The organism is Mycobacteriales bacterium, assembly GCA_035533475.1.
Lineage (GTDB): Bacteria > Actinomycetota > Actinomycetes > DATLTS01 > DATLTS01 > DATLTS01.
Window position 1 is genome coordinate 280,695 of the sequence record DATLTS010000041.1, and the last position, 20,785, is coordinate 301,479.

Sequence of the window (20,785 nt, forward strand, 5' to 3'; positions counted from 1 at the left end):
GCTCCAGCTCCGGCTCGGCTATGGGTCGCGGCAACTCGATTCGTAAAGGACGGACCACTCGACGATCTCAAGCTCAAGCCATATGCCGATACCAGTCCGAGCAGCGTCAACAACGCGACGCCGCCGGCGAGCGCTCCGCCACGACGCAACCGAACTCGATGGCGAACACGGTCTAACGCTGCGTCAGGACCAGCCGCTTCGGGCGCGAGACGGAATAGGGCATCGCGCAACTTGGCGAACTCATCGGCCTGGTCACTCACGATCGTCCTCCTGTGTTTGCGCTGGTTCGAGCGGCAACTCGTAAGGTCCGGAGCGCGTCGGAAAGCTGGCTCTTCACGGTCCCTTCGGAGCACCGCATTCGAGCTGCAACCTCGCGCACTGAGAGGTCACCGCACACATGGAGAACCACGACCGCGCGCTGCTTCGCGCCAAGTCTGGCAAGCCAGCGACCAACCTGATCCCGGTCATCGACCTGACCGGCTGCGTCGGGCGATGCGAATTCCGGTCCAGCTGACCCGGGCCCTCTACGCCAGACGGATTTCTGTGACCGCGCATGGATGTGGCTCATAACCGTGACCGTATAGGCGTGGGGATTGCCCGCCGCGATCTCGCGGCCCCAGCGACGCCAGACTTGCAGAAGGGCCGACTGCACACGTGGCCTGGGTTCGTCGATCTTGTTGCTGGCAGCGCACGAGCACCGCAGTTCTGATCGCAGCCGGGTCTGATATCGTGCTATCATTCTGTCGTGGCGCAGATCCTCGTCCGGCAACTCGATGACGACGTCAAAGCGGCACTGCAGAATCGTGCTCGGGCGCATGGCCGCTCTACGGAGGAGGAGGTGCGCGAGATCCTCCGCGACGCCGTCCGTACCGACCACACGGCGTCGGCCCCGCTCGGTTCGACGATTGCGGACCGGTTCCGTGGCCTCGGCCTGGCCGGCGGCATTGCCGAGTTGCGCGGCCACCCGGCCCGCGCCGCCGACCTCGCCGAGCTGTGATCATCCTCGACACGAACGTGCTCTCCGCCCTGATGCGCGACGAGCCGGACCCGACCGTCGTCCGCTGGTTGGATGCCGAGCCGGCCGAGTCGATCTGGACTACCGCGATCACAGTGTTTGAAGTGCGGACCGGTCTGGACTTGCTGGACGCCAGCCACCGCCGGCAGCGCCTTGAGTCGGCGTTCGAACGGCTCCTCGCCGACGATCTCGATGGGCACGTCCTGGCCTTCGACACGGCCGCAACCCAGTCGGCCGGCGCCATCGTCGCCCACCGCCAGCGCGCCGGACGCTCGGTCGAGATCCGCGACGCCCAGATCGCCGGGATCAGCCTGGCCCGGAAAGCCAGCCTCGCCACCGGCAACACCAGGCACTTCACCGAGCTCGGTGTTCGCCTGGTCGACCCGTGGAGTCCGACCACCCGTCGCACCCGCTAACACGCTCCAGCACAGCCACGTACGCCAACGGCACCCGGCGAGGTCGCGAAGGAGGCCGCCGGTGTGGGGGGCCCGGCACCTTGGATCAGGAGCGCGGATAGACCTTGTCGGGAGCCTCCGCGGCCTCCGGAAGCGTCACCTGCTCCGGATAGGGCGTACCGCCAGTCAGTATTGGTGCGGCAGGTCGGGTCATCCAGGCAACCGCCGCGCCGACCGCCGCGCCGACCGCTAGGCACCCGATGGCGAGCGGCCAGCGGCGCACCGGACCCGAGGGTTCGCCCCGCAGGGCCGACAGCGCGCGATGTCCGCGCCGACGGGCTTCCCGACGGGCCGGGGCGGAGCGGCCGAGTGCGGTGCCGACCGCTCCCACGACCGCCGGTGCGACCGTACCGCGGAGCTGATCGCGGGCGGTCTCCAACGCCGGCGTGAGTCTCTCCCGGGCGGTCTCGAGGACCGGCCCGATCTGATCCCGGGCGGATTCGAGCTTAGGGGTGGCAGCCTTCGCGGCCGCGCTCGCGCGCTGTGCCTGCGCTTGTGGCACGGCCAGGGACATTCCGAACACGTCGACCTCCGAGGGTGTGGTCCCCTTGAGCCTTCCCCGCCCGCCCACCAGGCAACCCTGGGGTCGGCGGCCCCGAACGGTGCACGGGCCGCATGCGAGGATGGCGGCCCAGCCGATCCCCCGAGGTGGACCCGATCGTGGCCGAACAGCTCTTTGCCACCCTGCACACGTCCGAGGGCGACATCCGCCTCGAACTTTTCCCGAATCACGCGCCGAAGACCGTGCGCAACTTCGTCGACCTCGCCGAGGGAAGCCGCGAGTGGACCGATCCGCGCAGCGGCGCTACCAGTACCGCCCCGCTCTACGACGGCACGGTGTTCCACCGGGTGATCAGCGGTTTCATGATCCAGGGCGGTGACCCGCTCGGCACTGGCACAGGTGGCCCGGGCTACCGGTTTCCGGACGAGATCCACCCCGAGCTGTCCTTCACCCGCCCGTATCTGCTCGCCATGGCGAACGCCGGCCCGAACACCAACGGTTCGCAGTTCTTCATAACCGTTGCGGCGACCGCATGGCTCACCGGAAAGCACACGATCTTCGGTGAGGTCGCCGACGCCGACGGTCGATCGGTCGTCGACCGGATCATCGGATTGCCGACCGGCCCCCGGGACCGACCGGCCATCGACGTGGTCGTCACTTCGGTGAGCGTCGAACGCACCGGCGCCTGAGGACCGCGGGGGCAAGGGCGGGAATGGGGTGAGCGCCGACGGTCCCACTGGCACCGGGAGGGACGCGGCCGACCCGGGGCTGGGTGCCGAGACCACCTGCTACCGGCACCCGAGGCGTCCCGCATCGGTCCGTTGCGTGCGCTGCGACCGCTACATCTGCCCGGACTGCATGCGACCCGCCGCGGTCGGATTCCAGTGTCCCGAATGCGTCGCCGAGGGCAGCCGAACGATCCGGACGCCGAGGACGGTCTACGGCGGGCGGGTCGCCGCCGGTCCGCCGATCGTCACCTACGGCCTCATCGGCATCAACGTCGCCATTTTCCTCGTCACCGCCATCGGCGGGACCAGCCTGGGCTTCTCCGGCGGAGCGTCGCCCCTGTACGGGCGACTGGCGCTGATCCCGTACGACGTCGGGGTTGCCGGGCAGTACGACCGGCTGCTCTCCTCGATGTTCCTGCACTACGGGTTGGTGCACATCGCGGCCAACATGTACGCGCTGTACCTCGTCGGCCCGACCCTCGAGCGAATCCTGGGCCGAGTGCGCTACCTCATGCTGTACTTCGGGGCCGGCCTCGGCGGGAGCGTTGCGGTCTACCTGTTCAGCGGGCCCGGTCAACCAACCGCGGGCGCCTCAGGCGCCATCTTCGGGCTGTTCGCGGCCTTCGTCGTGTTCGCCCGCCATCAGCGCCGGGACGCCACCGCGATGGTCGGTGTCATCGTGCTCAACCTCGTGCTCACCTTCACGATCTCCGGCATCAGCATCTGGGGTCACGTCGGCGGGCTCGTCATCGGTGCGGCGATCGCGGCGCTGCTGGCCTACGCGCCGGCCGGGCGATGGCGTAGCGCGGTCCAGGCCGGCGGCCTGCTCGTGCTCGCAGTCGTCCTGGTGGCCGCCTGCGCGGTCCGCACGCATGACCTGCGTCAGACCTACCTCCCGGCTCAGCTCGCCGGCCTGGCCGCTTCGATCGCCGCGGCGACCCTGGGGGTGTCCCCGCCGACCCGGTAGCCGGCGAGCACGATGATCCGGTCCACGGTCTCGATCTCCAGTGCCCGGGCCCGGGTCAGGTACCCCAGGGTGACGGCGCGGACGGCGGTGACCTCCGGCCAGGGCAGAAGCTCCCGGCGCCAGGTCGCCACCACCCAGATCCCGCTTCGGGTGAGGGCGATCGTCGGCCGCAGGGCGCGCGACCGGGCACCCTCGCCGATGAGGAGGATTCCGCCGGCGCCCGCGAGCACCCGTCCGGCCGGGTCGGTGAAGATGGCGGCGGCGATCAGCGCGAGCGCGCCAGCCCAGAGCGCGGCCAGCAGCACCGGGCGCGGTGACCAGGACGCGGTCAGCTCAGGCTCGATGGGCGGCGCCATTCCCGTCATCCCCATTGTGGACAAAAGCTGTGGGTAAATGACAGCGGTGAAAGATCGTTCAGCGCCAGCGGGTGGCCAGCCCGAAGCCGCCGAGGATCCAGAGGAACCCGATGAGCAGATTGAAATTGTGCAGTGGACGAAGCAGCACGAACGATCCGTCGGTGACGTAGAAAAGCGCGAGCCAAGCGATGCCGATGAGGAAGGAGATGACCATGAGTGCGCCAACCCACGGCGGGCTCTGCTTCTTCTTCGGTGACTGGCGTGGCGGCGGGGTATAGGCCGCCTTCTGCCGGACCCGCGACTTGGGCACGTTTCCCTCCGTCCGATGGCCACCGCCCCCCGGGAGGCGGCGCGTCCCTTAGCGTAGACGCCGAGACCACCATCCCGGCGAGGAAGGACCCGCGGTGCACCTGCCCTGGCGACCCCGCGGCGGCGCGTGGAGCGCCGCGGTGCCGGTCGTCCTGGCGTTGGCCGGGGTGCTGTTCGTCGCCTCCGGGCGCACCGCGCAGGGCACCGATCTGCAGGCCAGCCGGACTACCGGGCTGTCCGGCCTGATCGTCGCCGAGCAACTCCAGGCGAGCCGGCTCGCCGCAACCGAGCGGTCCCTTGCGGACCGGGTCGCCGCGCTCACCGCGAGAGTGGGGGCCGGGGAGCAGGCGGTCGCCACCCTTCAGGCGCAGGCGGAATCACTCGGCAGCCTGGCCGGCCTGGATCCCGTTTCGGGTCCGGCCGTTGTCGTTACCTTGAACGACGCCCCCCGCCCCACCGCGGGTCGGACCCCGCCGGGCAATCCAACGCCAGACGATCTGGTGGTTCACCAGCAAGACGTCCAGGCCGTAGTGAACGCGCTCTGGGCGGGGGGCGCCCGGGGCATGTCGATCATGGATGACCGGGTGGTGGCCACCACCGCGGTGCGCTGCGTGGGGAACACGCTGCTGCTCGACGGCATCGTTTACTCCCCGCCCTACGTGGTGACCGCCATCGGGGATCCGTCGCGGCTGCAACTCGCCCTCGACGAGTCGACCGACGTGCAGATCTATCGGGAGTACGTCGCTGCCTTTGGGCTCGGCTACGCCGTGACCACCCCCGGATCGACGACCCTGCCCGGCTACCGCGGTCCGCTCGAGCTCTCGTCCGCCGTGGCCGCCCCGTGACGGTCGGCGACACGATTCGCACCGGGCTACGCGGCCTCGGCCAACTGCTCATCACCAGCGGCATAGTCATCCTGCTGTTCGTCGTCTACGAGCTCTTCGTCACCAACCTGTACACGAACCGGGAACAGCATCACCTGTCTGTGCAGCTGCACGAGATCTGGACCCAACGGCACGCCGAGGCGCCGCTCATCCTCGGCGACGGCATCGCCGAGCTGTTCATCCCCCGGTTCGAGCGCGATTACGACAAGATCATCGTGGAGGGGGTCCTCGAGGAGGACCTGAAGAAGGGACCCGGGCATTATCCGGGGACCGCGCTACCGGGGCAGATCGGCAACTTCGTCGTATCGGGGCACCGGACCACCTACGGCGCGCCGTTCAACCGGCTCGACGAGCTCCGGGTCGGCGATCCGATCGTCGTCGAGACCTACACGTCCTACTACGTCTACCAGGTGCTGTCCGAACAGACCGTGCTCCCGGACGATCTCGCGGTCATCGCCCCGGTTCCCAACCACCCCGGGGAGCGCCCTACCGAGGCGATGATGACCTTCACCACCTGTACCCCCAAGTATTCGGCGAGCCATCGGCTGATCCTGTACGCGCGATTGGCGAGCAGCCAACCGCGGCTCGAAGGTCCACCGGCTGTGCTGGCACTGGGAGGCTGAGCCGATGTACGTGTGGATCTGGCGGCGGCTCCCCGGGGGCCTGCCCGGCAAGCTGGCCGGGACTATCGTGCTGCTCGCCGGAGTGGTGGCGCTGCTGTTCTTCCTTGTGTTTCCCTGGGTCGAGCCGAGGTTGCCGTTCAATCACGTGAACATCGGTCCGGCCTCACCCACCGCGCCGCCCGCCTCGACCCCGGCAACGCCGGGCACACCGAATTGAGCCGGCCGATGCCCGGCGCCGCCTCCGCGCCCCGACCGCACCGGGGTCGGCGGACCGGCCACGCCGAGCGGGTCATCCGTTACGCCTGCGCGCAGCGGCTCGCGGCGGCCAAGGTGCCGAAGCTCGTCGAGTTCCGGGACTCCCTCCCGAGAACGACGGTCGGCAAGCCGCTGCGCCGGGTGCTGCTCGACGAGGGGCGACGCCGGACCGGGCCGCCAGCGGCTCGCCCGCGGGCCCGAACGGCGCGCTCGCAATGACCAGGATCCTCGTGATCGACAACTACGACAGTTTCGTCTTCAACCTGGTCCAGTACCTCGGCCAGCTCGGTGCCGAGTGCGTCATCCGGCGCAACGACGCGCTCGAGCCGGCGGAGCCCCTCGAGCTGGCGGTCGACGGGATCCTGTTGAGTCCGGGGCCAGGCACCCCCGAGCAGGCCGGGGTTTGCGTCCCACTGGTCCGCACGTGCGCGGGGCGCCTTCCGGTGCTTGGGGTATGCCTTGGCCACCAGGCCATCGCCGTGGCCTACGGCGCGGTGGTTCACCGTGCTCCCGAGTTGCTGCACGGCAAGACCAGCGCGGTGCACCACGGTGGTGCGGGCGCGCTGGCCGGGTTGCCCGACCCGTTCACCGCCACCCGCTACCACTCACTGGTGGTCGACCCGCAGAGCGTCGCCGATCCCCTCGAGGTGACCGCACGGACCGATACCGGCGTCATCATGGGACTGCGGCATCGGGAGCTGCCGGTCGAGGGCGTGCAATTCCACCCGGAGTCGATCCTCACCGAAGGTGGCCACCGGCTGCTGGCGAACTGGCTGACCACCTGCGGTGATCCCGACGCGGCCACCCGGCTCGCGGCGGTTACGGGCTGATGCTGACCGTCGGGCTTGGCGAACTGCTCGGCGATCCGGTGGGGGTGGGCGACGGCGTGGGCGACGGCGTGGGCGACGCGGTTGGCGCCTCGTTCACCGTGATCGTCACGGTGCTTCCCTGGGGTTGGTAGCTGCCGGGGTTCGGCGACTCGTTGACGACCAGCCCGGTCGGTTGGGTGGTGTCGAACGTCTGCTGCTCGACCACCTGGAAACCGGCACCGGCCAGCGCGGAATCCGCCGCTTGGGGAGTCTGCCCGATGACATTGGGCACCTGAACGCTGCCCGAGGCCACGACGAGGTTGACCTTGGTCCCGGCCGGAACGGACGTTCCCGGCACGGGGGTGCTGTCGAGCACCGTGCCCTTCACCGCACCCTGCTGGTTCTGCTCGGTCACCGTGCCGACGGCGAGCCCGGAGGACTTGAGCTGCGCGGCCGCGCTGGTCTCGGTCAGTCCGATCAACTGCGGCACCGCGACGATCTGGATGCCTTGGGACACCGTGAGGTTGACCGCGCTGCCCTTTCCGTAGAGGATGCCGGCCACCGGGTACTGGCTGATCACCTCGCCCTTCGGAAGGGCGTTGTACACGGTCATGATCGAACCCGCGTGCAGCCCCTTTGCCGAGAGCACCTGTTCCGCCTGGCCGAGCGGTAGTGCGTGCAGGTCCGGCGTGACCACGTCCATAGTCGAATGCCCGAGCAGGGACTTCGCGACGAGCAGTGCGATGACGAAGACCGCGACGACGGCAGCGAAAAGGAGGAGGTATGCCCAGCCGCGGCGGGTCCGGTCGTCGCCGGGTTGGCGGAGGAGCACCGTCGTCGAGGCCGCAGCCGGGGCGATCAGAGCGGTGTCGTCGTTCAAGATTGGCGTTGCCTGCACCGGGCGCCCGGCGAGCGCTCGGCCGATGTCGGCTCGCATCTCCTCCGCGGACTGATAGCGATTCGCCGGGTTCTTCGCCATGGCCTTGAGCACGATCGCGTCAGCGCTGGCGGGGATCTCAGGGTCGAGCCTGGACGGTGGAATCGGGCTCTCGCGAACGTGCTGATAGGCGACCGCGACCGGGGAATCCCCAGTGAACGGCGGCGACCCGGTGAGCAACTCGTAGAGCAGGCAACCGGTGGAGTAGATGTCGCTCCGCGCGTCGACGTGCTCACCCCGGGCTTGTTCGGGTGAGAGGTACTGGGCGGTGCCGATCACCGCGGCGGTCTGCGTCATTGTCGCGGCGGAGGCGGTCATCGCCCGGGCTATGCCGAAGTCCATGACCTTGAGGTCGCCCGAGGGGGTGAGCATGACGTTCGCCGGTTTGATGTCGCGGTGCACGATGCCGGCCTGATGGCTGTAGTCGAGGGCCCGGCAGATCTCAGCGGCGATTTCCAGGGCTCGCTCCGGTAGCAACCGGCCTTCCTGCGCCAGCACGTCGCGCAGGGTGTGACCCTCGACGTATTCCATGATGATGTACGGGACGGTGACGCCGGCGACCGTGTCCTCGCCAGTGTCGTAGACGGCGACGATGGCTGGATGGTTGAGCGCGGCGGCGGCCTGAGCCTCGCGACGGAAGCGGCCCTGGAACGACGGGTCGCGAGCCAGGTCGGCCCGCAACAGTTTGATGGCGACGTCACGACCGAGCCGCACGTCGAGGCCGAGGTGAACCTCGGCCATCCCACCGAAGCCGAGGATCTCGCCGAGCTCGTACCGCCCGCCCAGGGTGCGCTGTTCAGTGGCCATTGTCGCCGCCGTTGCCCTTACCCGGTTTGCCGGGCCCGGGGGGCCCCGGCGCGCTCGCTACCGTCAGCGTGACGGTGCTGCCCTGCAACACCGAACCAGATGGCCCCACTCCGACAACGGTATCCGGTGGAACCCCGCCAACGGGCGTCGTGACCTCGCGAACGGCGAGTCCGAGTTGGACCAGGGTGGCCGCGACCGTCGGGTAGGGCTGCCCGATCGCAGCGGCTGGGTTGACCGTGACGAGCTGGGGTCCGGCGGCGAGGGTCAGCGTCACCCTCGACCCTTGATCGATCAAGCTGCCGGGCTTGGGGCTTTCGGTGAGCACCGTGCCGCGCGCGTGGTTCTGATCGGTGACCGTTGTCGTCACCACCGCGAAGCCGGCGTGCTTCAGCGCGGAGACGGCGGCGGCCTGGTTCGTTCCGATCACGGTCGGGACCCGTGCGGTGGGCGTAGTCGCGCAGGCCCGGATGGTGAAGAAGCCGAGAATGACGACGAGGCCGCCGATCCCGATGAAGATCCGGCGAACCCGCCGGCGCTCCCGATCGAGTGTCGTCGGGATCGGAGTGAGCCGCCCGGGGGTGCCGGCGGTGAGCTGTCGGGTCGGTGTAGCGGCTCCGGGGGCCCGGGCCCCGGCGGGCGCGAGGACGGGCACGGCCGCCGCCATCCCCTCCGTCCGCCCGGAGAGTGCGAGAGCGGTCCGACCCATCTCCCCACCATCGGCGAAGCGCTGGGCCGGGTCCCGGGCCATCGCCCGGGCGACGAATTCACGGATTGGCTCCGGCAGGGAGGAAGGCAGGGGCGGTACTTCCGCGCGGATGTGGGCAAGCGCGATGCCGACGGCGTTATCGCCGGTGAAAGGCCGTCCGCCGGAAAGGGCCTCGTAGGCGACGACGCCGAGCGCGTAGAGGTCACTGGCCGCGGTTGCGGGTTGGCCCTCGGCCTGTTCGGGCGATAGGTAATGCGCGGTGCCGAGTACCAGGCCGGTCTGGGTGATCGCAGCCGTGGAGGTGTTGCGGGCGATCCCGAAATCGGTGACCTTGACCACACCGTCGCTGCGGATGAGCAGGTTGCCCGGTTTGACATCGCGGTGCACGACCCCGGCGTCGTGTGCCGACTGGAGGGCGAGCGCTGCCTGGCCGACGATGCCCAGCGCCTGCGCCGGGGGAAGTGGTCCCTCCCGTTGGAGCACCGTGGACAGCGGCTCGCCGTCGACGAGTTCCATAACGAGGTAAGCCAGGCCGTCCTGCTCGCCGTAGTCGAAAACGTTCGCAATGCCCGGATGGGATAGGGCTGCCGTGTTCTTCGCCTCGTCCCGGAACCGGAGCCGGAAATGCTCGTCGTCGCCGAGGTCGGCGCGGAGCAGTTTGACCGCCACCGTGCGGTCGAGAACGCCGTCACGGGCGCGCCACACCTCGCCCATGCCGCCGCCGGCGATCCGCACCAGAAGGGTGTAGCGATCGCCGAGCACGGCATCCTGAGCGATGATCATCCGATCACCGCTTGGATGACCGCCCGTGCGATCGGGGCGGCGACCGCTCCGCCCGTGGCATCGTTGCCGCCGAGCCCGCCGCCGTTCTCGACGATGACCGCGACCGCGACCGCGGGGTTGTCTGCGGGCGCGAACGCGGTGAACCAGGCATCCGGCGGAGTACCGGGTGCGCCATGGTTGGCCGTACCAGTCTTGCCGGCCACTTGGATACCCGGGATCTGAGCGGCGGTGCCGGTGCCGGAGTTGACGACCAACTCCATCAGCTGCTTGATCTGGCTCGCGACGGCGGGGGACACGGGAGTCCCGAGTTGTTGGGGCTGCGCCTGGCTGATCGTGGACAGATCGGGAGCCTCTACCCGTTGTACCAGGTAAGGGGCCATGAGGACTCCGTTGTTGGCGATCGCGGCGGAGACCATCGCCGCCTGAAGCGGGGTGACCGCGTCGTCGTATTGCCCGATCGACGCCAGCGCTGTGTTGGGCAGATTCGCGCCGTTGGAGAACTGGCTGGCAGCGACCGGAAGCGGTACCGACAGCCCGGTGCCGAAGCCGAATTTCTTGGCCTGCGCTGCGAGTCTTCCAATCCCGAGCTTGAGGCCCAGGCCGGCGAACGCCGTGTTGCACGAGATGCGGAAGGCGTCGGCGATCGTGTCGGTGACCCCGTTGCCGCAACTCTCCCCGGCGAAGTTGTGGAGCAGAACCGTGGTCTCCGGGAGCAGGAGCGCGTTCGGAGTCGGGAGCTGTGTTTGCGCGGTGTACTGGCCGGTGCTGAACGCGGTCGCCAAGTCGACGATCTTGAACATCGAGCCCGGCGGATAGCTCTCTTCCAGTGCGCGGTCAAGCAGCGGATTGCCGGGCGCTCGGAGCAGGTTCTGGTAGGTGGCCTGGATCTGCGCGGTGTTGTGCGATGACAGTGGGGATGGGTCATAGGACGGCGAGGAGACCAGTGCGAGGATCGCCCCGGTTCGTGGATCGAGCGCCACGACCGCGCCCTGCTTCCCCTGCATCGCTGCCCAGGCCGCCTGCTGGGCCTTGGCGTTGATCGTAAGAACGATGGCCCCACCCTGGGGTGCCCGTCCGGTGAGTAGGTCGGACAGGCGTCGCACGAATAGCCGGCTGTCGTCACCGGCGAGGATCGAGTTCTCCGCCGCCTCGATCCCGGTCGCACCGTAGACCAACGAGTAGAAGCCGGTCACCGGGGCGAATTCGGCGCCGCCTGGGTACTCCCGGAGGTACTTCAGGCTGTCGCCGGTCGGAACGGACTTGGCGATCTCCTGACCACCCACGATGATCGGGCCGCGCTCATGGGAGTACTGGAATAACAGAATCCGGCTGTTGTGCGAGTTGTTCCGCAGGCTGGCCGCGTCGATGACCTGCACGTAGTTGATGTTGAGCAGCAGAGCGATGAACAGGGCGAGGATCGCGATCGCCACCCGCTTGATGGGGGCATTCATGCCTGGACCACCTGGGTCATCGCCTGGTCCGGACCGGTGGGCGGACTCGGCGGCAGGGCCGACATCGGGCGGCGGGCCGAGTCCGAGATCCGCAGCAGCAGGGCCACGAGCATCCAGTTGGCGACCAGACTGGAACCACCGTAGGAGAGGAACGGGAGCGTGATTCCGGTGAGCGGTATGAGCCGGGTGACCCCGCCGATCTGCACGAAGACCTGGAGCGCGAGTCCGAAGGCGAGACCGACCGCGAGCAGCTTGCCGAAGCCGTCGCGGACCGACAGCGCTGCACGCAGTCCCCGCGCGACCAGCAGAATGTAGATGACGAGCACGGCCATGAGCCCTACCAGGCCCAGTTCCTCTCCGATCGTTGCGGCGATGAAGTCGGTCTTGGCAAAGGGCACGATTCCCGGTCGTCCCTGGCCCAGCCCCGTGCCGAGAATGCCACCGGTTGCCAAGCCGAACAGGCCTTGGACGAGCTGGTAGGCGTTTCCCTGAACGTACTTGAACGGGTGTAGCCAGATTACGAAACGTTCCTTGACGTGCGCGAAAAGGTGATACGCGGCAAACGTGCCGACGAGGAACAGTCCGATCCCGATGACCACCCAGGAGCGCCGTTCAGTCGCGACGTAGAGCATGACGATGAAGATCCCGAAGAACATCAGGGAAGTGCCGATGTCGCTTTCCAGTCCGAGGACCGCGACGCTGGCTAGCCAGGCGACGAGGACCGGTCCGAGGTCGCGACCCCGGGGAAGGTCGACCCCGGCGATTCGTCGTCCCGCGAGGGCGAGCAGGTCGCGTTTGGCTACCAGGTATCCGGCGAAGAATGCCTCCAGAGCGAGTTTGGCGACCTCCTCCGGTTCGAAGGACAGTCCGCCGACCCGGATCCAGATATGCGCGCCGTTCACTTCGCTGAAGCGGGCCGGCAGGACGGTGGGGAGGAAGAGCAGCGCCAGACCGACGACCATCAGCGTGTAGGTGTAACGCTGGAGGATCCGATGGTCGCGAATTACCGCGAGCACCGCAACGAACAGGAGGATCCCCACGATCGTCCACATGAGTTGAAGCCGGGCATCCGATGTCGGTGGAGGTCGGTGCGCGGCCCGCGCGGTGTCCGCCGAGGCCAGGTCGAGTCGGTGGATGAGGACGAGGCCCAGCCCGTTGAGTGCGGCGGCGGTAGGAAGCAGGACGGGATCGGCGTATGGGGCCAGGCGGCGGACCGCGAGGTGGGCCACGAAGAAGGTAGCCGCCAGGGGCAGCCCGTAGGTGATGGTGTCCGTGGGGAAGTGGCTCGAGTGACCGAACCCGACGTCGATGTAGGCGAAAACCGTGACCAGCATGGCGAGCGCGACCAAGGTGATCTCGACGCCGCGCCGCCGTGGTCCGAGTGCCGGGTCGCCGGCGATCGCGGTCACGACGGGCCCGCCGGCAACGCACAACCGGCCTCGGCGAATAGCACCTTCAGGCCCGGCGGCACGGTCGGCCTGGGTTGGGGTGTCACCGCGCGCGCGGAAGGGGTCCGGGTGGGAGCGGGTGTGGGGGCAGTCCGGAGCGCGAGGGGTAGCTGGCTGGTCAGGTTCGAGCAGGCATCCGAAGTGAGCTGTCCGATCTTGCGGCGTCCGGCGGCCACCCCGCTCACCGGGATCCCGTCAGCGATCTGCTGGCGGTCGAAGGGGGGCAGAGCCTGAACCGGCAGGCCGGTCTGCTGGGCCAGCGAGTACAGGTGAAGCCCAGCCAGCGAGGCGTTGACCCCTCGGAAGATCGCGACTTGCTCGGCGCTGCCCGCGGTGGCGCCGACGTACCACTGGGAGCGGGTCCAGAGCACGGCGCCGCCGGCAATGGCGGCCAGTAGGACGGCGGCGACCAGGGCGATCGCCAGCCGCCGACGGGGTCGGGCGGCTGGTTGGGTGTCCGATGCACGGTGCCGAGGTGCCGCTCGGCGGGTCAGGGTCGCCCGAGCGGCCCGCCCAGCCGAGGTGTCGGGTGGTGGGGGGGCGACGGATTCGAGCATGGCCGCTCCGGCGACCAGAGGCCCAGCCAGCGGGCCGTTGCCGGTGTCACCGTCGATGACGTCACCGACGATGCAGGTCACGTTGTCCGGTCCACCCGCACGCAAGGCCAGGTCGACGAGCCGTTCACAGGCTTTGTTCGGGTTCGGTTCACCGAGGGCCTCGAGCATGGTGTCGGCCGAGACGACGCCGGAGAGCCCGTCGCTGCAGAGCAGGTAGCGGTCACCCGCTCGGGACTCCCGGACCGACAGGTCGAGTTCTACTTCACCGCGTCCGTCCAGTGCCCGGGTGATCAGCGAGCGCTGCGGGTGTGAGCTCGCTTCTTCGGCGGAGATGCGACCCTCGTCGACGAACTGCTGAACCAGCGTGTGGTCGTGAGTGATCTGGGTGAGCACGCCATCCCGGAGCAGATAGCACCTGGAATCCCCGACGTGGACTAGAGCGAGCCGCTGTCCGGCCCACAGCAGTGCGGTGAGGGTAGTCCCCATCCCGTCGAGGGCAGGGTCTCGAGCGACGAGGTCGCGCAGTCTCCCGTTAGCCGTCTCGACGGCCGCCCGCAATGCGCTGATCATGTCGGCGCCGGGGGTGTCGTCGTCGAGGGGGGCGATCGCGGCGATCGCCTCGGCGCTCGCGACCTCACCGGCGGCGTGCCCACCCATCCCGTCCGCGACGGCGAGTAGCCGCGGGCCGGCGTAGGCGGCGTCCTCGTTCCCCTCTCGCAGTAGGCCGACGTCGGAACGAATGGCGAACCGCAGCTGCAGCGTCACCGGCGCAGCTCCATCACGGTCTTCCCCACGCGGATCGGTACGCCCAACGGCACCGGGGTCGCCGAGGTCACCTTCTGCCGATCGAGGAAGGTACCGTTCGTCGAACCCATGTCCTCGACGAGCCACTGGCCATCCCGGGGAAAGAGCCGGGCGTGCCGACTCGACACGTAGTCGTCGCTGAGGACGAGCGTGGAGTCGTCAGCCCGCCCGATCGTGATCGGCCCATCCCCTAGAGGCACCCTTGTGCCTTCGAGGACCCCCTGAACGACGACCATGTGTCTGGCGGCGGACTTCGCGGCCTTGCGAGGCCGAGCGGCGTCCCCCCGCTTCCCGCGCGGGGCGCTGACCGGCGGGGCAGTGCGGCCGGCCGGCCGCGGCCCTAGCAGGTCTCGCCGCACGGTAAGAACCGCGACCAGCACGAAGAGCCAGAGCACCGCGAGGAACCCGACTTTGAGCAGGAAGAGAACCAGAGCTGACATCGGCCGCGCCGCCTAGCCCGCGGAGTCGCGTTCGAACACCAGCGTCGTCGTTCCGAGCCGCAGCCGATCTCCCGAGGCGAGCTCGCGAATGCCGACCGCGACGTTGTTGACGAGCGTTCCGTTCGTCGATCCGAGATCCTCGACGAGAAAGGCGCCATTCTCCTCCCGGAGGAGAGCATGCCGCCGTGAGACACCGGGATCGTGGAGCCGGAGGTCGGCGTCCGGTCCCCTGCCGATCAGAACCCTTGCCGTCAGCGCGAACTCCCGCTGTCTGCCGCGGGCCTCCGGGCTCGAGCCCCCGACCTCCGGGGGGTGGAGCAGCAGACGCGGATTGCCCGGCAAACTGCCGTCGCTGCCGCCCGACGTCGTCTCGGGGGCCGGCCGGCTGGTCATGCCGCTCTCGACCTTGGCCGCCGCTAGGACACTGCTGCGGACTCGAAATACGCCTGTATCGAGTTCCTCGACGAGCTCGAAGCCGACCTGAACCGGGCCCACGAATGTGTAGGACTGGTCCTGGGCGTGCTCGCGGATCATTGCCGCGAACTCCTCGGCGAGCGGGTCAGCGTACGGGGCGAGGCGCTCGTGGTCACGAGGTCCGAGTTCGACCCAGAACTCGTTGGGGACGAGGACCCGGTCTTCACTGACGATCGCCTTACGGTCGTCGGTCTCCCGCTGGAGCGCGACCGCGATCTCGGTCGGGTGGACCTCGCCCTTGAAGACCCTCGCAAAGGTACCTTCGACGAGCTCTTCGAGGCGCCGTTCGAAGCGCTGGAGAACTCCCACGACGCGTCCCTTCCCTTCCCGGGGTGATCGTATCCGGCACGCTTTGCCGGCCGCGGAGCCGCTGGCGGTGGTAGCGTCCAGGACCGCTCGGGCGAGTGGCGGAATGGCAGACGCGCACGGTTCAGGTCCGTGTGTCCGTAAGGACGTGGGGGTTCAACTCCCCCCTCGCCCACTTCAGAAAAGGCCTTGTGACCAGGGCTTTTGTTCTTCACAGGACACGATGTCATCGCCAAGGCATCACCACCGGGGAGATGCAGGCGGATCCCCCACGTCACGGCGCTATTCGGTGATGGGAAGCAAGCGGACCCGAACCCGGTCGGGGCCAGCGATGACAACCGCTCCAGTGCGCAGGCTGTCCTCGACATCGCCCAAGTAGCCCTGCAAGAGCCTGGCTTGCTGGTCGGGGCGATGTGGCGCACGACGGAAGATCACGATGCTCGGCCCAGGGTGACGACCGAGCGCGAGCAACTCGCCAAAGTCAGTGTCGGCCGAAACGAGCACGCGCTCGTCCACTGCGGCCGCGGCCAGGACTCGCTCATCTAGGGCGCCCAGCAGCCCGAGATCACCGACGTGGACAGCGTCGTGTCCTGCCTGTGCGAGCAGAGCTGCAACCCGTGCCGAAAGCGACTCGTCGACGAGGAATTTCACCCGGTGGACCGCGCCGGCAGCTCTCGCTCATCGACCGCGGCCGCCGCGTAACGGAGGGCGTCCTGGAGGTCCTCGCCTGTGAGCTGGGGGTACTCGGTGAGGATCTCCTCGCGGGCCATGCCCTCCGCGACCATGGCCACGACCGTTGCGACCGGAATCCGGGTGCCGCGGATACACGGCACTCCACCCATGATCCGGTGATCGACGGAGATCCGCTCGAAGGCCATGGCCCAATGTTACGCGTCACGAGGCCGGAAAGATCATCAACTACTGTCGTCCGGTGCGGACGACTCGGCTGCGGGTGACCCTTCGCGAGGTGGCCCCGCCGGTGGTGCGGGTGATCGACGTTCCAGCTGCCTACAGCTTGCCGGAGTTGCATCTGGTCTTGCAGGTGGCCCTGGGTTGGACGGAGAGTCACCTGCACCAGTTCGTCGCCCGAGATCTCCGGTACGGCGTGCCAGACGACGACGACTGGGATGACCAACAAGACGAGGCTGGTGTGCGCCTGCGAGATATGCCCGCGCTATTCACCTACCTCTACGACTTCGGGGACGGGTGGGAGCACGACGTCGAGGTGCTCGGGCCGGGCGAGGATGAGCCTGGCTGCAGGTACGGCGAGGGCACGTGTCCACCGGAGGACTGCGGTGGCCCTGGCGGCTATGCAGACCTGCTGGAAGCCCTCGCTGACCCGTCGCACGAGGAGCACGAGCAGATGCGGGACTGGGTCGGAAACAGACTCGCGGCGTTCGACCAGGCCGAAGCCGATCGGCAGGTGCGGCGCATGGTCGGTGAGGTGCCAGCGAGCGTCCGCCTGGTGCTCGACCTCGCGAAGGAGGGCGTCAAGCTGACACCAGGAGGGCGCTTACCGAGGAGCTTCGTTCGCGTAGTGCAAGAGCAGCGCCCTGGCTGGGCATGGTCCGAGCGTCCTGCATCGATCGAGGACGACCTGCCCCCACTGTCGGCGCTTCACGATCAGCTGCGGGACGTGGGTCTGCTGCGTCTCCACCGCGGTGTCCTGGCACCGACCAAGGCCGCGGCCGAGAACCTCGACATCGTCGGCCGATTGCGTTCCTGGTTTCCTTCGGGGAAGTTCACGACGATCGTGGCCGAGTGGACGGTTGCGACCTTGACGGCCGCCGGGCTCCAGTCGCCAGAGGCCCTCGCGGCCGCAGTATTCCCCCAGCTCGGGCGCGGCTGGGAGTCGGAAGCACAGCCGCTGACGGAAGCAGACGTCCGGCACATGATCTACAGCCTGTCGCCACTGCTCCGTGGCCTGGACCTGGTCGAGACCGATCTGAGGGATTGGCGAGCTGGCCCATCTGCTCGGTCATTGCTGTCGGGTACCACGATCATCACCGCCTGCTGGTCGTGACGGGGTCCGTCTCACGAGACTCAAGATCATCGGTGATGCCAGGAGGCATCAGCGACCGCAAGGCAACAGCGCCGAGGGGCTCGCAACGGCGTCGTATAGCCGCGTCGGCCCGCGCGTTCGCGGTAAAGTGCCTGGTCAGGGAGTCGCGGCAAGGGGTTCAACTCCCCCGTCGCCCACCATCCACAGATCCCGATTGACCTGGGCTACCTTCGCCCCCGGGCGTCGCGGCGTCGAGGCCGCGCCATCCAGAACGCGTAGGCCGCGGTCTCTCGCTGAGCGACCCGGGCCCGTATCGCCGGCAAGGCGGCACCAGCCCCGGCGAGCAGACCTGCTATTGCCAGTGGCGGCGCGAAAGTTCCAGCGATCAGCACGCTGCCCGTCGCCAAACCCGTGGGCGCAGCCAGGTCAACCACGCTGCGGCGGCGCAATTCGCGCCCGAGCTTGTCACCCGCGGCCGAGAGGTCGGCGGCGACGTCGGCGATTTCGCTGGCACCAGCGGCCAAGTCGCCAGCCTCGACCGTACGCAGAGCGGCGGCTGTGGCGCGGCGAAGCGCTTCGACACGGGGCTCGCCGTTGGCGATCTTGACAAGAAGGTCAGGGCTGGCGTCGGGAAGCCACGGAACCTCTGCCCAAACCGCACCGCTGATGTCGAAGTCGCCCGCGCGAGGAAGAGGGGCACGTCGCCGCCGGAGCGCGCGAGCCCTGAACGGGCTGCCGGTGACGAGGTCGGCTCCGATCACCGCCGCCGCGGCAAGCTCGCTGTCGAGTTGCTTGGTCAGCTGCGCGACTGCTTGGCGCCGGACCGTGTACAACCATGGCGCGTAGTCGTGAGCAGGGTCGTGGCGGTTGAGCAGTCGACCGCGGACGAGGACCCCGCCAGGGTCCGGCTGCTCGACGCTCGATGGGTCGAGTCGGTTCAGAAGATAGAACTATCCGTCGTGTGGATAGTCGTCGACCACGTGCACGAAGGCCGCTTCGCGGGCGGTAGGCCCCTCGATCACGATCTGCTGCTCCGCCCAAGCAACATAGCTGGGGTCGGCTAGGTCGACAGCGACCATTGCATCGACGGCTTCGTCGACGAGCGCAATGGCAAGATCGGTGAACACCGGCACGAAGATGCCGGCCTCGACTAGTGGGCGGGCTTCGAGCAAGTCTGCAACTGCGCCACGCCAAGAGACCGGGTCATCGCGACGGGCAGCCGAAGTAGCAGCGAGCCCATCGTGGGCGACGTAATGATCAGCCCAGAACATCGTCTGTCCTACTAACCGGGGTACGTCGCTGATGTCCGTGTGCAGCACCACCGGCGGTTCGGTAGTGGATGCGTCCATGGCCAAGCGGTCGAGCGTCGCGCGAGCGAGTTGCAGGGCGCCCTCGGCGAGTTCGGGGATGACGTCTTGCAGTTCCCTATCGTGTGCGCCGCTGCGAACGGCCGCGCTGTCCGCGAGTCCTCGTGTGTCGAGCAGCGAGTATCGCAGTTGACCGATTTCGGCGTGCGACAAGGTTGGCTCGAGGGATGGCGCGGCAGCTATTAGCCGAGTCGCCTCGTCTACCACGACCGGAACGGCCTGCGGCGTCGGATGTTGCACGGTCATTGGGACCGGACCCGAGGGCGGGGTGAATGCGCCTCGGCTAACTGCTGTATTTGGTGAGATGAAGATCGAATCTTCGGTGTCGTCCGGCGTCGTGGCTCCGGGTGCACTTAGGCCCCGGATCTGGTGGCAGTCCTTGTACTTGCGCCCGCTGGAACACCCCGTCGGGCCAGGTGAACCCGATCGGACTATTGCGTCTGCTTCGTTTGTTGCGAATAATGCAGATGGAGGGAAGGAGCACAAAGTGACGGTCGCACTAGAAACGATCTTGCCGTCCGACGACGACGCCGCTCAGGCGGCGGGCGCCCTGCAGCCGCTGCAGTCATATCTGGCTCGCCATCCCCAGACCTCTGAGATCGTCCACCTGATCGTGGAGGACGACGATCAGCCAGATCACGAGGGTCGGCAGGAGATTGTCGTTCCGGGCGCCGCTCTCAGGTTATTGGCGCGCGTTCTGGCGCACATGGCGGCCGGCCAAGGCGTCGCGATCGTGCCGTCAACGGCTGAACTGACGACTCAGCAAGCCGCCGACCTGCTCAACGTGTCCCGGCCGTACTTGATCCGCCTCCTTGAAGAGGGGCAGATCGACTTTCGCAAGGTAGGGACACACAGGCGCGTCTTGATGCAGAGTCTGGTCGAGTACAAGCGAGCGGATGATGCGCGCCGGCGGTCGGCGGCCGACGAGCTCGCGGCCCTTGAGCAAGAATTGGGTCTGTCCTGACGTGTCGTTCGTCGTGGTATACGACGCCAACGTGCTGTACCCCAACACGCTGCGCGACCTTCTGATCCGGATTGCCCAGGCGGGCTTGGTACAAGCAAAGTGGACCGATCAGATCCTCGATGAGGTAGACGGTGCGCTTCGCCGAAAACGACCGGACATCGCCGAGGACAAGCTTGCGCGCCGACGGGCGCTGATGAATGACGCTGTGCCGGATCGCCTCGTTACGGGCTACGAGCGGCTGATACCGGTACTCAGCCTTCCTGACGAGAAGGACCGACATGTGCTCGCCGCTGCTATCCGCGCGAAGGCTCAAGTCCTGGTCACGGACAATATCCAGCACTTTCCCGCCGATTACCTCGCCGAGTGGGATATCGACCCGAAGACCGCCGACGATTTCGTTGTTGATCAAGTGCACCTGAACCGCCAGCTGGTCTACGGGGCCGTCCAGCGGATCGCCGATAGTCGGAAGAACCCGCCGGTGACCGTCGCCGACGTGCTTCAGCAACTGGAGAACAGCGGTATCCAGCAAGGCGTCGCCATGTTGCGTGGGTAGTTCCCGACGTCGACTGCCATCCGGCAAGATCATCGGTGATGCCAGGGGGCATCACCGACCGCGAGTCAAGGGCGCCGAACGGCTCGCAACGGCGTCGTACTGCCTCGTCGGCCCACGTGTTCGCGGGAGTCGCGGTAGGGGGTTCAACTCCCCCCCCGCCCACTATCCACAGATAGCCGTTGACCTGGCCTTTCTCGCCGACGGTGCACGATCCCGATGACCGAGGCCATAGCCGCGGAGAACTCAACCGATGAGTTCCAGGTGCTCAAGGCAGACGTGGCCT

Annotated in this window: 26 protein-coding genes and 1 tRNA gene; 13 read left to right on the forward strand and 14 right to left on the reverse strand. The window is 68.1% G+C overall.

Going from position 1 to position 20,785, the window contains the following annotated elements; genetic code table 11:
- Nucleotides 1-745: 745 nt before the first annotated feature.
- Both VNG13_10020 and VNG13_10025 read left to right on the forward strand, forming a co-directional pair.
- Complete coding sequence (locus VNG13_10020) at nt 746-997, forward strand: ribbon-helix-helix protein, CopG family (protein ID HVA60852.1); 252 nt, start codon at nt 746-748, stop codon at nt 995-997.
- Complete coding sequence (locus VNG13_10025; GenBank protein ID HVA60853.1) at nt 994-1,431, forward strand: type II toxin-antitoxin system VapC family toxin; 438 nt, start codon at nt 994-996, stop codon at nt 1,429-1,431. The genes VNG13_10020 and VNG13_10025 overlap by 4 nt, the downstream gene beginning before the upstream one ends.
- Nucleotides 1,432-1,516: 85 nt before the next feature.
- Here VNG13_10025 and VNG13_10030 read toward each other — a convergent pair whose 3' ends face one another.
- Entirely contained in the window at nt 1,517-2,041 is a 525-nt protein-coding gene (locus VNG13_10030; protein ID HVA60854.1) for a hypothetical protein, read from the reverse strand.
- 89 nt (nt 2,042-2,130) lie between these two features.
- Between VNG13_10030 and VNG13_10035 the strand changes: the two genes are divergently transcribed.
- Both VNG13_10035 and VNG13_10040 read left to right on the forward strand, forming a co-directional pair.
- On the forward strand, nt 2,131-2,661 hold the full coding sequence (locus VNG13_10035) for a peptidylprolyl isomerase (protein ID HVA60855.1): 531 nt from the start codon (nt 2,131-2,133) through the stop codon (nt 2,659-2,661).
- A 28-nt stretch (nt 2,662-2,689) separates the two neighbouring features.
- Nucleotides 2,690-3,667 carry a rhomboid family intramembrane serine protease gene (locus tag VNG13_10040; protein HVA60856.1) on the forward strand — a complete coding sequence of 326 codons (978 nt, stop codon included), beginning with the start codon at nt 2,690-2,692 and terminating at the stop codon, nt 3,665-3,667.
- Here the strand turns inward: VNG13_10040 and VNG13_10045 are convergent.
- Entirely contained in the window at nt 3,601-4,023 is a 423-nt protein-coding gene (locus VNG13_10045; protein HVA60857.1) for a hypothetical protein, read from the reverse strand. The genes VNG13_10040 and VNG13_10045 overlap by 67 nt on opposite strands.
- Nucleotides 4,024-4,081: 58 nt before the next feature.
- Nucleotides 4,082-4,333 (reverse strand): cell division protein CrgA, encoded by a 252-nt coding sequence (locus VNG13_10050; GenBank protein HVA60858.1) that lies wholly within the window; start codon nt 4,331-4,333, stop codon nt 4,082-4,084.
- 94 nt (nt 4,334-4,427) lie between these two features.
- Here VNG13_10050 and VNG13_10055 point away from each other — a divergent pair, with 94 nt between their 5' ends.
- The 5 genes from VNG13_10055 to VNG13_10075 are packed head-to-tail and all read left to right on the forward strand — an operon-like array spanning nt 4,428 to nt 6,924.
- On the forward strand, nt 4,428-5,177 hold the full coding sequence (locus VNG13_10055) for a DUF881 domain-containing protein (GenBank protein ID HVA60859.1): 750 nt from the start codon (nt 4,428-4,430) through the stop codon (nt 5,175-5,177).
- Entirely contained in the window at nt 5,174-5,839 is a 666-nt protein-coding gene (locus VNG13_10060) for a class E sortase (protein ID HVA60860.1), read from the forward strand. The genes VNG13_10055 and VNG13_10060 overlap by 4 nt, the downstream gene beginning before the upstream one ends.
- A gap of 4 nt (nt 5,840-5,843) precedes the next feature.
- Nucleotides 5,844-6,056 (forward strand): hypothetical protein, encoded by a 213-nt coding sequence (locus VNG13_10065; GenBank protein HVA60861.1) that lies wholly within the window; start codon nt 5,844-5,846, stop codon nt 6,054-6,056.
- Between the two features lie 8 nt (nt 6,057-6,064).
- The gene (locus tag VNG13_10070) at nt 6,065-6,313 is read left to right on the forward strand and encodes a hypothetical protein (protein ID HVA60862.1); all 249 of its coding nucleotides are present in this window, start codon (nt 6,065-6,067) and stop codon (nt 6,311-6,313) included.
- Complete coding sequence (locus VNG13_10075; protein ID HVA60863.1) at nt 6,310-6,924, forward strand: aminodeoxychorismate/anthranilate synthase component II; 615 nt, start codon at nt 6,310-6,312, stop codon at nt 6,922-6,924. Before VNG13_10070 ends, VNG13_10075 begins: the two co-directional genes overlap by 4 nt.
- Here VNG13_10075 and pknB read toward each other — a convergent pair.
- The 7 genes from pknB to VNG13_10110 are packed head-to-tail and all read right to left on the reverse strand — an operon-like array spanning nt 6,914 to nt 15,619.
- Nucleotides 6,914-8,647, reverse strand: coding sequence for a Stk1 family PASTA domain-containing Ser/Thr kinase (pknB, locus tag VNG13_10080; protein HVA60864.1), 1,734 nt, complete (start codon nt 8,645-8,647; stop codon nt 6,914-6,916). The two genes, VNG13_10075 and pknB, sit on opposite strands and share 11 nt — an antisense overlap.
- Nucleotides 8,637-10,136 (reverse strand): protein kinase, encoded by a 1,500-nt coding sequence (locus VNG13_10085; protein HVA60865.1) that lies wholly within the window; start codon nt 10,134-10,136, stop codon nt 8,637-8,639. The genes pknB and VNG13_10085 overlap by 11 nt, the downstream gene beginning before the upstream one ends.
- The gene (locus VNG13_10090) at nt 10,133-11,587 is read right to left on the reverse strand and encodes a penicillin-binding protein 2 (GenBank protein HVA60866.1); all 1,455 of its coding nucleotides are present in this window, start codon (nt 11,585-11,587) and stop codon (nt 10,133-10,135) included. The genes VNG13_10085 and VNG13_10090 overlap by 4 nt, the downstream gene beginning before the upstream one ends.
- Nucleotides 11,584-12,996, reverse strand: a complete 1,413-nt coding sequence (locus VNG13_10095; GenBank protein HVA60867.1) for an FtsW/RodA/SpoVE family cell cycle protein — start codon at nt 12,994-12,996, stop codon at nt 11,584-11,586. Before VNG13_10095 ends, VNG13_10090 begins: the two co-directional genes overlap by 4 nt.
- Nucleotides 12,993-14,357: a PP2C family serine/threonine-protein phosphatase gene (locus VNG13_10100; GenBank protein HVA60868.1), complete on the reverse strand. Its 1,365-nt coding sequence runs from the start codon at nt 14,355-14,357 to the stop codon at nt 12,993-12,995. The genes VNG13_10095 and VNG13_10100 overlap by 4 nt, the downstream gene beginning before the upstream one ends.
- Complete coding sequence (locus tag VNG13_10105) at nt 14,354-14,836, reverse strand: FHA domain-containing protein (GenBank protein ID HVA60869.1); 483 nt, start codon at nt 14,834-14,836, stop codon at nt 14,354-14,356. The genes VNG13_10100 and VNG13_10105 overlap by 4 nt, the downstream gene beginning before the upstream one ends.
- A gap of 12 nt (nt 14,837-14,848) precedes the next feature.
- Entirely contained in the window at nt 14,849-15,619 is a 771-nt protein-coding gene (locus VNG13_10110) for a DUF3662 and FHA domain-containing protein (protein HVA60870.1), read from the reverse strand.
- Between the two features lie 89 nt (nt 15,620-15,708).
- Between VNG13_10110 and VNG13_10115 the strand changes: the two genes are divergently transcribed.
- Nucleotides 15,709-15,791, forward strand: a tRNA-Leu gene (locus VNG13_10115).
- Nucleotides 15,792-15,898: 107 nt separating this feature from the next.
- Here VNG13_10115 and VNG13_10120 read toward each other — a convergent pair.
- Nucleotides 15,899-16,267, reverse strand: coding sequence for a DUF5615 family PIN-like protein (locus VNG13_10120; GenBank protein ID HVA60871.1), 369 nt, complete (start codon nt 16,265-16,267; stop codon nt 15,899-15,901).
- Nucleotides 16,264-16,494 carry a DUF433 domain-containing protein gene (locus tag VNG13_10125; protein ID HVA60872.1) on the reverse strand — a complete coding sequence of 77 codons (231 nt, stop codon included), beginning with the start codon at nt 16,492-16,494 and terminating at the stop codon, nt 16,264-16,266. Before VNG13_10125 ends, VNG13_10120 begins: the two co-directional genes overlap by 4 nt.
- Nucleotides 16,495-16,547: 53 nt before the next feature.
- On the opposite strand from VNG13_10125, the gene VNG13_10130 reads away from it, so the two are divergent.
- The gene (locus VNG13_10130; GenBank protein ID HVA60873.1) at nt 16,548-17,639 is read left to right on the forward strand and encodes a plasmid pRiA4b ORF-3 family protein; all 1,092 of its coding nucleotides are present in this window, start codon (nt 16,548-16,550) and stop codon (nt 17,637-17,639) included.
- Between the two features lie 203 nt (nt 17,640-17,842).
- Here VNG13_10130 and VNG13_10135 read toward each other — a convergent pair whose 3' ends face one another.
- Together VNG13_10135 and VNG13_10140 are read right to left on the reverse strand one after the other, a co-directional pair.
- Nucleotides 17,843-18,451: a hypothetical protein gene (locus tag VNG13_10135; protein ID HVA60874.1), complete on the reverse strand. Its 609-nt coding sequence runs from the start codon at nt 18,449-18,451 to the stop codon at nt 17,843-17,845.
- A 117-nt stretch (nt 18,452-18,568) separates the two neighbouring features.
- Nucleotides 18,569-19,231, reverse strand: coding sequence for a hypothetical protein (locus tag VNG13_10140; GenBank protein ID HVA60875.1), 663 nt, complete (start codon nt 19,229-19,231; stop codon nt 18,569-18,571).
- Nucleotides 19,232-19,472: 241 nt separating this feature from the next.
- Here VNG13_10140 and VNG13_10145 point away from each other — a divergent pair, with 241 nt between their 5' ends.
- On the forward strand, nt 19,473-19,949 hold the full coding sequence (locus tag VNG13_10145) for a helix-turn-helix domain-containing protein (protein ID HVA60876.1): 477 nt from the start codon (nt 19,473-19,475) through the stop codon (nt 19,947-19,949).
- Nucleotide 19,950: 1 nt separating this feature from the next.
- Complete coding sequence (locus tag VNG13_10150) at nt 19,951-20,502, forward strand: PIN domain-containing protein (GenBank protein HVA60877.1); 552 nt, start codon at nt 19,951-19,953, stop codon at nt 20,500-20,502.
- Nucleotides 20,503-20,785: the final 283 nt, after the last annotated feature.